The sequence below is a fragment of the Agrococcus sp. UYP33 genome (assembly GCF_054060915.1).
Genome location: NZ_JBSSDR010000002.1, coordinates 574437 through 587312, shown reverse-complemented (window position 1 = coordinate 587312; position 12876 = coordinate 574437). Strand labels below are relative to the sequence as shown.

The following is a 12876-nucleotide window of genomic DNA, read 5'->3' as shown; positions in this document are numbered from 1 at the left end:
CGGCTAGAAGCGCACGACCTGGCGGATCGCCTTGCCGTCCGCGAGCGTGTCGAGCGCCTCGTTGAGCTCGTCGAGGCCGATCTCGCTCGTCACGAGCGCCTCGACGGGCAGCCTGCCCTCGCGCCACAGCTGCTCGTAGCGGGGGATGTCGCGCGCCGGCACGGCGGAGCCGAGGTACGAGCCGATCACGGTGCGCGCCTCCGCGGTGAACGTCAGCGGCGACAGCGACGACCGCGCATCGGCCCGCGGGAGCCCGACGGTCACGGTCGTGCCGCCCGCGGCGGTGAGGGCGAACGCCGTCTCGAACGCCTTGGGGTGGCCTGCCGCCTCGACCACGACGGCCGCGCGCAGCCCCTGGGCGATCGCGTCGTCGGGGGAGAGCGCGACGTCGGCGCCCAGCTGGAGCGCCGTCTCGAGCTTCGCCGGCACGGCGTCGACGCCGATCACCCGGCCGACGCCGAGCGAGGCCGCCGCGAGCAGCGCCGCCATGCCGACGCCGCCGAGCCCGACGATGACGATGTCGTCGCCCTCGCGCGGCTTCCCCGCGTTGATGACCGCGCCGCCGCCGGTCAGCATGGCGCAGCCGAGCACCGCGGCGACCGCGGGCGGCACATCGGCGCCCACGGGCACGACCGAGCGCCGGTCGAGGACCGCGTGCGTCGCGAAGGCCGAGACGCCGAGGTGGTGATGCACGTCCGAGGCCGAGGCGCCGGTGCCCTCGTGGAGCCGTCGCCCGCCGCCGAGCAGCTCGCCGGCGCCGTTGGACGCCGAGCCGCGCTCGCACGGCAGCCTGCCGTCCGTCGCGCACGCGGCGCACTCGCCGCAGCGGGGCAGGAAGGTCGTGACGACGCGATCGCCGACCGCGACGTCGTCGACGCCGGGGCCGATCGCCTCGATGATGCCCGCGGCTTCGTGGCCGAGCAGCATCGGCACCGGCCGCGGCCGGGCGCCGTCGACGACCGAGAGGTCGCTGTGGCACAGCCCGGCCGCCTCGATGCGCACGAGCAGCTCGCCCGGGCCCGGCGCGTCGAGCTCGAGGTCGACGAGCTCGAGCGGCCGGGACGCGGCGAACGGCCGCTCGGCGCCGATCGAGCGCAGCACCGCGCCGCGGATCCGCATCAGTTGCCGTCCCAGCCCTGCACGGTGCCGTCGGGGCTCGCCTCGCGCACGACGAGCGTGCAGTCCTTGCCGCCGAGCCCGTCGTCGAGCAGCCGCTGCAGCTGATCGCGGATGAGCGTCGCGGCCGGCACGTGCACGCCCGTCTGCTCGGCGCCCGCGACCGCGAGCGTGACGTCCTTGTGGCAGAGCATCGCCGAGAACGACGCGTCGAAGTTGTCGTTGGATGCGGCGCCCGGCACGATCCCGGGCACGGGGTACCAGGTGCGGAGCGCCCAGGAGTCGCCGGACGAGACCCGGGCGACGTCGAAGAACGCCTGCGGGTCGAGCCCGAGCTGCTGGGCGAGCTGCGAGCCCTCGGACATCGCGAGGATCGAGATGCCGAGCATCATGTTGTTCACGAGCTTCGCGGCGATGCCGTGCGTCGCCTCGCCGACCGCGAAGACGTTCCCCGCCATCGGCGTGACGATCTCCTTCGCGTCGGCGACGTCGTCCTCGATGCCGCCGAGCATGAAGGTGAGCGTGCCTGCCTGCGCGCCCTGCGTGCCGCCCGAGACCGGTGCGTCGACGAAGCGGAAGCCGCGCGAGCCCGCCTGCCCGTGGCACCACTGGGAGGTCTCGATGTCGACGGTCGACGTGTCGAGGATGAGCGTGCCGGGCGCGGCGTGCGCGAAGACGCCGCCGTCGCTCTCGAGCACCTGCCGCACGTGCTCGCCCTTCGGGAGGCTGAGGATGACGACCTCGGCGCCCTCCACCGCCTCGGCGATCGAGCCGACGGGCGTGATGCCGTGCTCCGCCGCGCCGTCGCGCAGCGCGTCCACGACGTCGTAGCCGCGCACGTCGTGACCCGCGGTGACCAGGTGGGAGGACATCCGGCTGCCCATGTTGCCGAGTCCGATCCAGGCGATTGACGTCATCGTCGATTCCTTCCGTAGGTGTGCTGCAACGCTATCTGCTGGGACGCGGACGGGCGGCGAGGATGCCCCCGCCGCCCGCCCGATCACCGATCGAGATCGATGATCAGAGGGTGCCCTTCTCGGCGAGCAGTCGCTCGCGGTCGATGTCGTCGACGTCGTGGAGCGAGATGCCCTTCGTCTCCTTGAGCGCGAGCACCGCCACGAGGGTGATGACGCACGCGATGACGATGTAGATCGCGACCGGGATGTAGCTGTCGAACTGGCTCAGCAGCGCGGTGGCGATGATCGGGGCGAGCGAGCCCGCGACGATCGAGGTCACCTGGTAGCCGAGCGAGACGCCCGAGTAGCGCATGCGCGTCGGGAACAGCTCGGCCATGATGGCGGGCTGGCCCGCGTACATGAGCGCGTGGAAGAGCAGGCCGAGGATGATCGCCGACAGGATGACGATGTCGCTGCCCGTCTCGAACATCGGGAAGGCGATGAAGCCCCACGTCGCGCCGAGCAGCACGCCGGCGAGGTACATCGGCTTGCGCCCGACCCGGTCGGTGAACCTGCCCACGATCGGCACGAAGATGAAGTGCGCGATGTGCGCGATCGCCATGAGCCCGAGGATGCGGGAGACGTCGTACTCGAGGTAGGTGCGCAGGTAGACGATCGAGAACGTCACGACCAGGTAGTACAGGACGTTCTCGGCGAAGCGCAGGCCCATGGCCGTCAGCACGCCCTTGGGGTAGCGCTTGAGCACCTCGAGCACGCCGTAGGACTGTGCCTGCGACTGCGCGACCTCGTCGCGGACGGCCTGGTAGATCGGTGCGTCGGTGACGCGCGTGCGGATGTAGTAGCCCACCGCGACGATGACGACCGAGAGCCAGAACGCGACGCGCCAGCCCCAGCTGAGGAACTGGTCGTCGTCGAGCAGCAGCTGCAGCAGGAGCAGCACGACGGTGGCGATGAGGTTGCCGGCAGGCACGGCGGCCTGCGGGAACGACGACCAGAAGCCGCGCTCCTTGTTGGGGGAGTGCTCCGCGACGAGCAGCACGCCGCCGCCCCACTCGCCGCCGACCGCGAAGCCCTGCGCGAAGCGCAGCAGCACGAGCAGTGCGGGTGCCCAGTAGCCGATCTGGTCGAACGTCGGCAGGCAGCCCATGAGGAACGTGGCGACGCCGACCAGGATGATCGCGAACTGCAGCATCTTCTTGCGGCCGTACTTGTCGCCGAAGTGGCCGAAGACGATGCCGCCGAGCGGGCGCGCGATGAAGCCGACCGCGTAGGTCAGGAACGCGCTGATGATGGGGAAGTACGGATCGTCGTTCGCGGGGAACATGATCAGGTTGAAGACGATCGTGGACGCCGTGGCGTACAGGAAGAACTCGTACCACTCGACGACCGTGCCGGCCATGGCGGCGGTGACGACCCGGCCGAGGCCCTTGCGGTCGTTGTCGCGCGTGGTGTCGTGCGCGGATGCTGTCATGCCTACCTCCTTGTAGGTGCACGGGACTGTGCGCGGTGAATCTAACATGACGAAGCGTTCAGGTGGCGCGCGGGCACCCACGACACGCCAGAGGGAGGGCGCCCTGTCGGGCGGCCCTCCCTCTGCGCTGCTGCGGTGCGGCTAGCGGTCGTCGTCCGTGCGGCTGCCGAACACGATCTCGTCCCAGCTCGGCATCGAGGCGCGCGAGCCGCGCTTGCGGCCGCCCACCGGCCCGGTCGCCGCGGCGCGCTGCGGTCGCTGCGCCTCGGGCTCGGCCTCTGCCGCCTGCTCGGCCTGGGTCGGCTCGGGCTCGAAGCGCACGGGCTCGCTCTCGGCCGTGCGCAGCGCGGCCTCGCGCTCGCTCCGGCGCCGGCGCAGCGCATCGAGCAGCTCCGCCGTGTGGTTGGGCTGCGTCGCGGCTGCGGGCCGGTTGATGGCGGCGGCCTGGACGTTCTCGGGCTGGCTGCCGACCTCGCCGCCGCGACGGCGCAGCCACGGGTTGTCGGCCTTCGTGGGCTCGCGGCGCTCGTCGACCGAGCTCTCGACCGCGGCGGAGGAGGCGACGGCGTCCTCGAGGCCGATGCCGGGCTCGACCGGTGCGGGCGACGATCGCGTCGCGCCGCGCTGGATGCGGAAGGCATCCGAGTCGAAGCGGCCCGTGTCGGTCGCCGCGCGCTGCGAGATCGGGGGAGCGGGCTCGTCGGCCGGCGACGGCGCGGAGGCTGCTGCCGGTGCCGCCTCGGACGGCGCGGGTGCGCCCGCCGGGGCGGACGGACGGGACTGCCGGTCGATCGCGCGCAGCCGCGGCACGAGCACGCTCGACGCGTCGCCCGACTGGCTCAGCGAGATCGCCTCCTTGCTGCGCGGGGTGAGCGTGGCCTTCTTCGACTCGTAGCCCCACAGCGCCTCGTGCTGGATGCCCTCGGTCGTGAAGCGCAGGCGCACGGTCCAGGCGCCGCCCTCGGCGTCCTTCCACGACGCCCACGAGCGGTCGGAGGCGCGCAGGTCGTCGAGCCGCTCCTCGATCGCCGCGCCGAAGGTCGTCTCCTGCGCGAGCGGGTCGATGTCGCCGGAGGCGACCGGGATCGACAGCGCGGAGTCGAGCACGTGCGCGCGCTCGGCGAGCACCGGACCCTCGAACCGCTCGATGTAGGCGAGCTCCTCGCCGGTCGACGAGGCGACCTGCTCGGCCGTCATGCCGCCTCGGATGAGGGACTGGATGTCGCGGGGGGTGGCCTTGCGCTCCCGGTGGGGGATCGCGCTCGGCTGCTTCCTGCGCTCGGGCAGTGCTTCGACGGGCACGCTGAAGCGCTCGCCGGAGTCGGACTCGAGGATGAGCACGTCGTCCTCGACGCCGATGACGCTCAGCTGCTGCATGATTCGTCGGTCCTTCCTGGCGGTGTCGGTATCGAGCCAGCATCCCACGCTGCGGGGACGCCGCGCGGGAATGGAGCGGGCGCGCCGCGTGTTCTGGGTGGGGCACGGACGCATGACGGCGCTGATCGTCCGCGCGCCTCGGAACGGGATATCTGATTTGCCATGCGGTCCCGTTTCGTGCAGACTGTGCGCCGACGCCGCTCCAACCCCAAGCAAGGACACCTTCATGGCCACCGATTACGACGCCCCGCGCAAGACCGACGACACCGAGAACGAGTCGATCGAGGCGCTCAAGGAGCGCGTCCCCGCGAAGAGCGTCTCGACCGACGAGGATGCCGACAACCCGGGCAGCTTCGACCTCTCGGCGGCCGACCTCGCCGACGTCGAGCTCGACGTCGTGGTGCTGCCGGCGCAGGAGGACGAGTTCACCTGCGTCAACTGCTTCCTCGTCAAGCACCGCCTGCAGTTCGACCACGAGACGAAGCTCGGCCCGATCTGCCGCGAGTGCGCCCACTGACCTGACCTGATCGTCGCAACGCCCGTCGCCTGCTTGGCGGCGGGCGTCGCTGCGTCCGGGGGCGTGCTGCGCAGGGCTCGGCGCTACGCGGCCGCGGTACCGCGAGGCGTGCTGCGCGCCGCCTCGATCGCCGCCGCGAGTCGATGCGGATGCCGCGAGCTCACGACCCACGCGCCGGTCGGATCGCTCGGATCCTCCACGCTCGCCCGCACGACCGAGCGCGTCCACGGCGAGATGACGTGGTGGTCGGTCGGGTCCCAGCCGCCGCGCATCGCGGCCGTCGCGTCCGCGCCCTCGAGCGCATCCGCCGTGCCCAGGTGCACGACGTCGATCCGCGCCCTTCCTGCGCGCAGCACGTCGCCCTGCACCTCGACGACGGGCGCCGCGAGCCACAGGATGCCCAGCACGGCGACGTAGAGCCCGATCGCGACCGCGATCCCGACGTTGATGTCGACCGGCAGGAACACCAGCAGCGCGGCGGGCACGATGAGGAGCAGGAGCAGGGGCATCCACCACGGCGGCCCGAGCCGCTCGCGGTACGAGGGGGCGGAGGTCATGCCTCCATCATCCCGTGCCCGCGGTGCGCGTTTCCGCCCGGCGTCCCGCTCGGCTAGCCTCGACAGCGATGGAGCAGGTAGAAGTCCTCGTCACCGGATCGCCGGTGCCGTCCTACGCGCACCCTGGCGATGCCGGTGCCGACATCCACGCCGCCGAGGCGGTCACGCTCGAGCCCGGCCAGCGCGCGCTCGTCGGCACGGGCGTCGCGATCGCGCTGCCGGACGGCTACGCCGCGTTCGTGCACCCGCGCAGCGGCCTCGCCGCCAAGCACGGCATCACGATCGTGAACGCGCCGGGCACGGTCGACGCCGGGTACCGCGGCGAGATCAAGGTGAACCTGCTCAACACCGGCACCGAACCGCACCGCATCGAGCCCGGGGACCGCATCGCCCAGATCGTCGTGCAGCGCGTCGAGCGCGTGCGCTTCATCGAGGTCGAGCGGCTGCCGGGCTCCGATCGGGGCGAGCGCGGGCACGGATCGACCGGCCGAGGCGCCGTCCAAGAGGGGATCGCACGATGACCGACACCACCGAGGGCCAGGAGCAGCTGCCCGACGACGAGGCGCTCGTCGAGAAGAGCGCGCCGGACGACCGAGCCGAGATCGGCCCGCTCGACGAGTCGGAGGCGCCCGTGCGCCCCTACGTCGACCTCGGCGGGCTGCGCATCGTGCCCCGACCGGGCATGCAGATGCGGCTCGAGGTCGAGGAGAAGTCGAAGCGGATCGTCGCGGTCACGCTCGAGCACGAGGGCTCCACGGTGCAGCTGCAGCCGTTCGCGGCGCCCCGCAGCGAGGGCATCTGGGCGCCCGTGCGCGAGGTGCTGCGCGCGCAGCTCGAGCGCCAGGGCGCGACGGTCGAGGACGCCGACGGCCAGCTCGGCCCCGAGCTGCTCGCGCGCCTGCAGTCCGGCCCCGACGGCGCGCCGCGCGCGGTGCGCATCATCGGCGTCGACGGCCCGCGCTGGATGCTCCAGGGCCTCATCGGCGGCAAGGCGGCGCTCGACGACGACGAGGCCGCGAAGGCGATCGAGCTGTTCCGCTCGACCGTCGTCTGCCGCGGCGTGCAGCCCATGCCGCCGCGCGAGCTCATCCCGCTCTCCGCGCCGAAGACCGTCTGATGGCGGACGAGCCCGGCCGGCCGGCATCGTCCGAGCCGGCGCGCGACGCCGCGAGCGAGCCGGAGCCCTCGTTCTCCGAGCAGGTCGGCGCCGCCATCCGCGGCTCGGCGCTCGGGCACCTCGACCCGAGCGCGCCCCCGTCCGGGAACGCGATGCTCGCCGCGATGGGCGGCGTCCGCGGCCTCGTCGAGTCGCTGCTGCCGGGCATCCTCTTCCTCGTGCTCTACGCCACGACGAAGGACGTCTGGCTCGCCGTGCTCGTGCCGCTCGCCGTCTCGGTCGGCTTCGTCGCCTGGCGCGTGCTGCAGAAGGGCCAGCCGGTGCTCGCGTTCGCGGGGCTCATCGGCGTCGGCATCTCCGCCGCGGTGGCGCTGCTCACCGGTCAGGGCGAGGACAACTTCCTCTGGGGCTTCGCCGTCAACGGCATGCTCATCGCCGTGCTGGTCGTGAGCATGCTGCTGCGCCGCCCGCTCGTCGGCGTCATCGCGGGCTCGCTCACGGGCACGCCCCACGCGTGGCGCACCCAGAGCGCGAAGCGCGCGGTGGCGTGGCGGGCGACCATCCTGTGGCTCGCCGTCATCGCGCTGCGCCTCGTCGTCCAGGTGCCGATGTACTTCGCGGCCGACGCCGGCACGCCGGGCGCGGTCGAGCTGCTCGCCGCGACGAAGCTCGCGATGGGGATGCCGCTCTACCTCGCGGCGCTCTGGGTCTCGTGGCTCATGGTGCGCGCCGTGCTGGACACGCCCGCGGATGCGGCGGAGGCCGACGCGCGATAAGATATCTTGACGTCAAGATATCTCGCCCTCAGGCCGACCGGAACGCCGGCACGAGGCATACACTCGAGGCGCAGTCAGCGCATCCCAGAGACCCCTGAGGAGTCATGATGGCGAACCCGAACAGCTTCGGCAGCAAGGACACGCTGTCGGTCGGCGGCACCGATTACACGGTGTACCGGATCGACGCGGTGGAGGGCCACGAGCGGCTGCCGTTCAGCCTCAAGGTGCTGCTCGAGAACCTGCTCCGCACCGAGGACGGCGCGAACGTCACGCGCGAGCAGATCCAGGCGCTCGGCTCGTGGGACGCCGACGCCGACCCGAGCGTCGAGATCCAGTTCTCGCCGGCGCGCGTCGTCATGCAGGACTTCACCGGCGTGCCCTGCATCGTCGACCTCGCCACCATGCGCGAGGCCGTCGCCGAGCTGGGCGGCGACCCCAAGAAGATCAACCCGCTCGCGCCCGCGGAGCTCGTCATCGACCACTCGGTGATCGCCGACCTCTTCGGCACGCCCGACGCCTTCGAGCGCAACGTCGAGATCGAGTACCAGCGCAACGGTGAGCGCTACCAGTTCCTCCGCTGGGGCCAGACGGCGTTCGACGACTTCAAGGTCGTCCCGCCGGGCACCGGCATCGTGCACCAGGTGAACATCGAGAACCTCGCGAAGGTCACCTACTCGCGCACCTTCGGCGGCGAGCTCACCGCCTACCCCGACACCGTCGTCGGCACCGACTCGCACACCACGATGGTCAACGGCCTCGGCGTGCTCGGCTGGGGCGTCGGCGGCATCGAGGCCGAGGCGGCCATGCTCGGCCAGCCCGTCTCGATGCTCATCCCGCGGGTCGTCGGCTTCAAGCTCACCGGCGCGATCCCACCGGCCGTCACGGCTACGGACGTCGTGCTCACGATCACCGACATGCTCCGCAAGCACGGCGTGGTCGGCAAGTTCGTCGAGTTCTACGGCACGGGCGTCGCCTCGGTGCCGCTGGCGAACCGCGCGACGATCGGCAACATGAGCCCGGAGTTCGGCTCCACCGCCGCGATCTTCCCGGTCGACGACGTCACGCTCGACTACCTCCGCTTCACCGGGCGCACCGAGGAGCAGATCGCGCTCGTCGAGGCCTACTCGAAGCAGCAGGGCCTCTGGCACGACCCCGCGGTCGAGCCGACGTTCTCGGAGTACATGGAGCTCGACCTCTCGACGGTCGTGCCGTCGATCGCCGGCCCGAAGCGCCCGCAGGACCGCATCGAGCTGACGAACGCGAAGCAGCAGTTCTCGGCCGACCTCGTGAACTACGCCACGGCGCCCGAGCAGGCGCCGGTGCCCGAGAAGGACGTCGTCGACGAGGCCGTGGAGGACACCTTCCCGGCATCCGACCCCGCCTCGTTCTCGGCCGACACCGACGAGGAGCTCGTCGCACCGACGCCCGCCGTGCCGGTGGGCGCGCCGACGCCGTCGCGCATCTCGCAGCCCGTGCAGGTCGAGGTCGATGGCGAGTCGTTCGAGCTCGACCACGGCCACGTGGCGATCGCCGCGATCACGTCGTGCACGAACACGTCGAACCCGTCGGTCATGCTCGCCGCCGGCCTGCTGGCGCGCAACGCCGTCGAGCGGGGCCTCAGCTCGAAGCCGTGGGTCAAGACGACGATGGCGCCCGGTTCCAAGGTCGTCACCGACTACTACGAGAAGGCCGGCCTGTGGGGCGACCTCGAGTCGCTCGGCTTCTACCTCGTCGGCTACGGCTGCACGACGTGCATCGGCAACTCGGGCCCGCTGAAGGAGGAGATCTCGGCGTCGGTGAACGACAACGACCTCGCCGTGACCGCGGTGCTCTCGGGCAACCGCAACTTCGAGGGCCGCATCAACCCCGACGTGAAGATGAACTACCTCGCGTCGCCGCCGCTCGTGATCGCCTACGCGCTCGCCGGCACGATGGACTTCGACTTCGACCACCAGCCGCTCGGCAAGGGCAAGGACGGCCAGGACGTGTTCCTCGCCGACATCTGGCCCTCGGCCGAGGAGGTGCAGGCGACGATCGACTCGTCGATCGACACCGAGATGTTCACGACCCAGTACGCAGCGGTCTTCGACGGCGACGAGCGGTGGCAGAACCTGCCGACGCCCGCGGGCGACGTGTTCGAGTGGGATGCGTCGTCGACGTACGTGCGGAAGCCCCCGTACTTCGACGGCATGACGATGGAGACGACCCCGGTCGCCGACATCACGGGCGCCCGCGTGCTCGCGAAGCTCGGCGACTCGGTCACGACCGACCACATCTCGCCGGCCGGCAGCATCAAGGCCGACAGCCCCGCGGGTCGGTACCTCACCGAGCACGGCGTCGACCGGAAGGACTTCAACTCCTACGGCTCGCGCCGCGGCAACCACGAGGTCATGATCCGCGGCACCTTCGCGAACATCCGGCTGAAGAACCTGCTGCTCGACGGCGTGGAGGGCGGCTACACGCGCGACTTCACGACCGACGACGGCGCGCAGTCGTTCATCTACGACGCATCCGCGAACTACCAGGAGCAGGGCACCCCGCTCGTCGTGCTCGGCGGCAAGGAGTACGGCTCGGGCTCGAGCCGCGACTGGGCAGCCAAGGGCACGAGCCTGCTGGGCGTCAAGGCGGTCATCGTCGAGTCGTTCGAGCGCATCCACCGCTCCAACCTCATCGGCATGGGCGTCGTCCCGCTGCAGTTCCCCGCCGGTGAGACGTGGGAGTCGCTCGGCCTCGACGGCACCGAGGAGATCTCGATCACGGGCCTGACGCAGCTGAACGAGGGCGTCACCCCGAAGACCGTGCACGTCGTCGCGACCCCGACGGCGCACAGCCCGGAGGGCAAGCAGCCGGTCGAGTTCGACGCGGTCGTCCGCATCGACACGCCCGGAGAGGCGGACTACTACCGCAACGGCGGCATCCTCCAGTACGTGCTGCGCTCGCTCGTCTGAGCCGAGGCGCACAGGAAGGCCCCCTCCCACGGAGGGGGCCTTCCTGGTTGCGGCGACTACGATGGAGGGCCTATGGCGATCCTCGAGCAGATCACGGGTCCGCGCGACCTCGACGGCCTCACCCGCGAGCAGCTGGTGGAGCTCGCGGCGGAGATCCGCGCGTTCCTCATCCGCGAGGTCTCGCGGACCGGCGGGCACCTGGGGCCGAACCTCGGCGTCGTCGAGCTGACGCTCGCGATGCACCGCGTCTTCGACTCGCCCCGCGACGCCTTCGTCTTCGACACCGGGCACCAGTCGTACGTGCACAAGCTGCTCACCGGCCGCCAGGACTTCTCGCGGCTGCGCCAGAAGGGCGGCCTCGCCGGCTACCCGCAGCGCGCCGAGAGCGAGCACGACATCGTCGAGTCGAGCCACGCCTCCTCGTCGCTGTCGTGGGCCGACGGCATCAGCCGCGCCTTCGACATCACCGGCCAGCACGACCGCACGGTCGTCGCGGTGGTCGGCGACGGCGCCCTCACGGGCGGGATGACGTGGGAGGCGCTCAACAACATCTCCGACGACAACCGGCGCCGCCTCGTGATCGTCGTGAACGACAACGGCCGCTCCTACGCACCGACCATCGGCGGCATGGCGCGCTTCCTCAACGGCGTGCGCACGCAGCGCTCGTACACGAGCCTCCGCGGCACGTCGGAGCGGCTGTTCTCGCGCTTCGGGCACCCGGGCAGGGCCGTCTATCGCGGCGTCCGCGGCGCCACCCACGGCTTCCTCACCCGCTTCGTGAACAACGAGGTGCTCTACTCCAACCTCGAAATCAAGTACCTCGGCCCCATCGACGGGCACGACCAGGAGGCGCTCGAGGAGGCGATGCAGCAGGCGCGCGACTTCGGCGCCCCCGTCATCGTGCACGTCATCACGCAGAAGGGGCAGGGCTTCGACCCCGCCATCAACGACGAGGCCGACCAGTTCCACGCGGTCGGGCAGATCGACCCCGAGACGGGGGAGTCGATCGCGAGCGCCGGCCGGCCGTCCTGGACCAGCGTGTTCGCCGACGAGCTCGTCTCGATCGCGCGCGAGGACGACCGGGTGGTCGGCATCACCGCGGCGATGCTGCGCCCGACGGGTCTCGACCGGCTCGCGGCGCTCGACGCCTCGCGCGTGCTCGACGTCGGCATCGCCGAGCAGCACGCCGTGACCACGGCGGCAGGGCTCGCGTTCGGCGGCCTGCACCCGGTGGTCGCGATCTACGCGACCTTCGTGAACCGCGCCTTCGACCAGGTGCTCATGGACGTCGCGCTCCACAAGGCAGGCGTGACGTTCGTGCTCGACCGCGCCGGCGTGACCGGCCCCGACGGCCCGAGCCACCACGGCATGTGGGACCTCGCGCTGCTGCAGTTCGTGCCCGGGATCCGCCTCGCCGCACCGCGCGACGCGGCCCGGCTCGAGGAGGCGCTGCGCGAGGCGGTCGCCGTCGACGACGCGCCGACCGTCATCCGCTACCCGAAGGGCTCGGTGCCCAACCAGCTCGACGCGGTGCGCCGCACCGACGACGGCGTCGACGTGCTGCTCGAGGCGCCGCACCGCGACGTGCTGCTCATCGCCATCGGCGCGTTCGCGCACCTCGCGATGGACGTCGCCCAGCGCGTGCAGGCGCAGGGCATCGGCGTCACCGTCGTCGACCCGCGCTGGGTCGTGCCGGTGCCGGCGTCGATCGTCGAGCTCTCGCGTGACCACCGCATCGTCATCACGCTCGAGGACGGCGTGCGCGTCGGCGGCATCGGCACCCGCGTGCGCCAGGACCTGCGCGCCGCCGGCGTCGACACCCCGGTCGACGAGCTCGGCCTGCCGGATGCGTTCATCGACCACGCCGAGCGCGGCGAGATCCTCGAGGACGCGGGGCTCTCGGCGCAGGCGATCGCGCGCAACATCATCCAGCAGGTGCTCGGCACGGGCCGCGTGCCGATCGCCCGGCCGCTGCCCGGCGAGCAGGAGCTGCGGCTCGAGTCGGATGCCGACATGCAGGAGCCCGCCGCCGACTGACGCCCTCCACAGCCGCGCAGTCCGCTGGAGCGGCCGCGGTGCC

At 71.7% G+C, this 12876-nt stretch carries 11 protein-coding genes; 6 read left to right on the top strand and 5 right to left on the bottom strand.

The window, feature by feature from the left end; genetic code table 11:
* Positions 1–3: 3 nt before the first annotated feature.
* The 4 genes from ACVWW9_RS13145 to sepH all read right to left on the bottom strand — a co-directional run bounded on the left by ACVWW9_RS13145 (position 4) and on the right by sepH (position 4881).
* Positions 4–1119 (bottom strand): alcohol dehydrogenase catalytic domain-containing protein, encoded by a 1116-nt coding sequence (locus ACVWW9_RS13145; RefSeq protein WP_456515856.1) that lies wholly within the window; start codon positions 1117–1119, stop codon positions 4–6.
* Positions 1119–2033, bottom strand: coding sequence for an NAD(P)-dependent oxidoreductase (locus tag ACVWW9_RS13140; RefSeq protein WP_123698036.1), 915 nt, complete (start codon positions 2031–2033; stop codon positions 1119–1121). The genes ACVWW9_RS13145 and ACVWW9_RS13140 overlap by 1 nt, the downstream gene beginning before the upstream one ends.
* A 103-nt stretch (positions 2034–2136) precedes the next feature.
* On the bottom strand, positions 2137–3504 hold the full coding sequence (locus tag ACVWW9_RS13135; RefSeq protein ID WP_456515855.1) for an MFS transporter: 1368 nt from the start codon (positions 3502–3504) through the stop codon (positions 2137–2139).
* A 141-nt stretch (positions 3505–3645) separates the two neighbouring features.
* Positions 3646–4881 carry a septation protein SepH gene (sepH, locus tag ACVWW9_RS13130; RefSeq protein ID WP_456515854.1) on the bottom strand — a complete coding sequence of 412 codons (1236 nt, stop codon included), beginning with the start codon at positions 4879–4881 and terminating at the stop codon, positions 3646–3648.
* A gap of 226 nt (positions 4882–5107) precedes the next feature.
* Here sepH and ACVWW9_RS13125 point away from each other — a divergent pair, with 226 nt between their 5' ends.
* Complete coding sequence (locus ACVWW9_RS13125; RefSeq protein WP_123698033.1) at positions 5108–5398, top strand: DUF4193 domain-containing protein; 291 nt, start codon at positions 5108–5110, stop codon at positions 5396–5398.
* Between the two features lie 83 nt (positions 5399–5481).
* Here the strand turns inward: ACVWW9_RS13125 and ACVWW9_RS13120 are convergent, their stop codons facing one another.
* The gene (locus tag ACVWW9_RS13120) at positions 5482–5955 is read right to left on the bottom strand and encodes a DUF3093 domain-containing protein (RefSeq protein ID WP_456515853.1); all 474 of its coding nucleotides are present in this window, start codon (positions 5953–5955) and stop codon (positions 5482–5484) included.
* Positions 5956–6023: 68 nt separating this feature from the next.
* Between ACVWW9_RS13120 and dut the strand changes: the two genes are divergently transcribed.
* From dut to dxs, 5 genes are all read left to right on the top strand, one after another.
* Complete coding sequence (gene dut, locus ACVWW9_RS13115) at positions 6024–6476, top strand: dUTP diphosphatase (protein ID WP_123698031.1); 453 nt, start codon at positions 6024–6026, stop codon at positions 6474–6476.
* A complete protein-coding gene (locus ACVWW9_RS13110; protein WP_123698030.1) occupies positions 6473–7072 on the top strand; it encodes a DUF3710 domain-containing protein in 600 nt (199 codons plus the stop codon). The genes dut and ACVWW9_RS13110 overlap by 4 nt, the downstream gene beginning before the upstream one ends.
* A complete protein-coding gene (locus ACVWW9_RS13105) occupies positions 7072–7848 on the top strand; it encodes a DUF3159 domain-containing protein (protein WP_354260497.1) in 777 nt (258 codons plus the stop codon). The genes ACVWW9_RS13110 and ACVWW9_RS13105 overlap by 1 nt, the downstream gene beginning before the upstream one ends.
* 104 nt (positions 7849–7952) lie before the next feature.
* Positions 7953–10796 carry an aconitate hydratase gene (locus ACVWW9_RS13100; RefSeq protein ID WP_456515852.1) on the top strand — a complete coding sequence of 948 codons (2844 nt, stop codon included), beginning with the start codon at positions 7953–7955 and terminating at the stop codon, positions 10794–10796.
* A gap of 72 nt (positions 10797–10868) precedes the next feature.
* Positions 10869–12833, top strand: a complete 1965-nt coding sequence (dxs, locus tag ACVWW9_RS13095; RefSeq protein ID WP_456515851.1) for a 1-deoxy-D-xylulose-5-phosphate synthase — start codon at positions 10869–10871, stop codon at positions 12831–12833.
* Positions 12834–12876 lie beyond the last annotated feature (43 nt).

What these genes read in the sequence shown, in the direction of transcription:
- ACVWW9_RS13135 (WP_456515855.1), bottom strand. Translation starts at nt 3,504, where the DNA reads ATGACAGCATCCGCGCACGACACCACGCGCGACAACGACCGCAAGGGC.
- ACVWW9_RS13125 (WP_123698033.1), top strand. Translation starts at nt 5,108, where the DNA reads ATGGCCACCGATTACGACGCCCCGCGCAAGACCGACGACACCGAGAAC.
- sepH (WP_456515854.1), bottom strand. Translation starts at nt 4,881, where the DNA reads ATGCAGCAGCTGAGCGTCATCGGCGTCGAGGACGACGTGCTCATCCTC.
- dut (WP_123698031.1), top strand. Translation starts at nt 6,024, where the DNA reads ATGGAGCAGGTAGAAGTCCTCGTCACCGGATCGCCGGTGCCGTCCTAC.
- ACVWW9_RS13110 (WP_123698030.1), top strand. Translation starts at nt 6,473, where the DNA reads ATGACCGACACCACCGAGGGCCAGGAGCAGCTGCCCGACGACGAGGCG.
- ACVWW9_RS13105 (WP_354260497.1), top strand. Translation starts at nt 7,072, where the DNA reads ATGGCGGACGAGCCCGGCCGGCCGGCATCGTCCGAGCCGGCGCGCGAC.
- ACVWW9_RS13120 (WP_456515853.1), bottom strand. Translation starts at nt 5,955, where the DNA reads ATGACCTCCGCCCCCTCGTACCGCGAGCGGCTCGGGCCGCCGTGGTGG.
- dxs (WP_456515851.1), top strand. Translation starts at nt 10,869, where the DNA reads ATGGCGATCCTCGAGCAGATCACGGGTCCGCGCGACCTCGACGGCCTC.
- ACVWW9_RS13100 (WP_456515852.1), top strand. Translation starts at nt 7,953, where the DNA reads ATGATGGCGAACCCGAACAGCTTCGGCAGCAAGGACACGCTGTCGGTC.
- ACVWW9_RS13145 (WP_456515856.1), bottom strand. Translation starts at nt 1,119, where the DNA reads ATGCGGATCCGCGGCGCGGTGCTGCGCTCGATCGGCGCCGAGCGGCCG.
- ACVWW9_RS13140 (WP_123698036.1), bottom strand. Translation starts at nt 2,033, where the DNA reads ATGACGTCAATCGCCTGGATCGGACTCGGCAACATGGGCAGCCGGATG.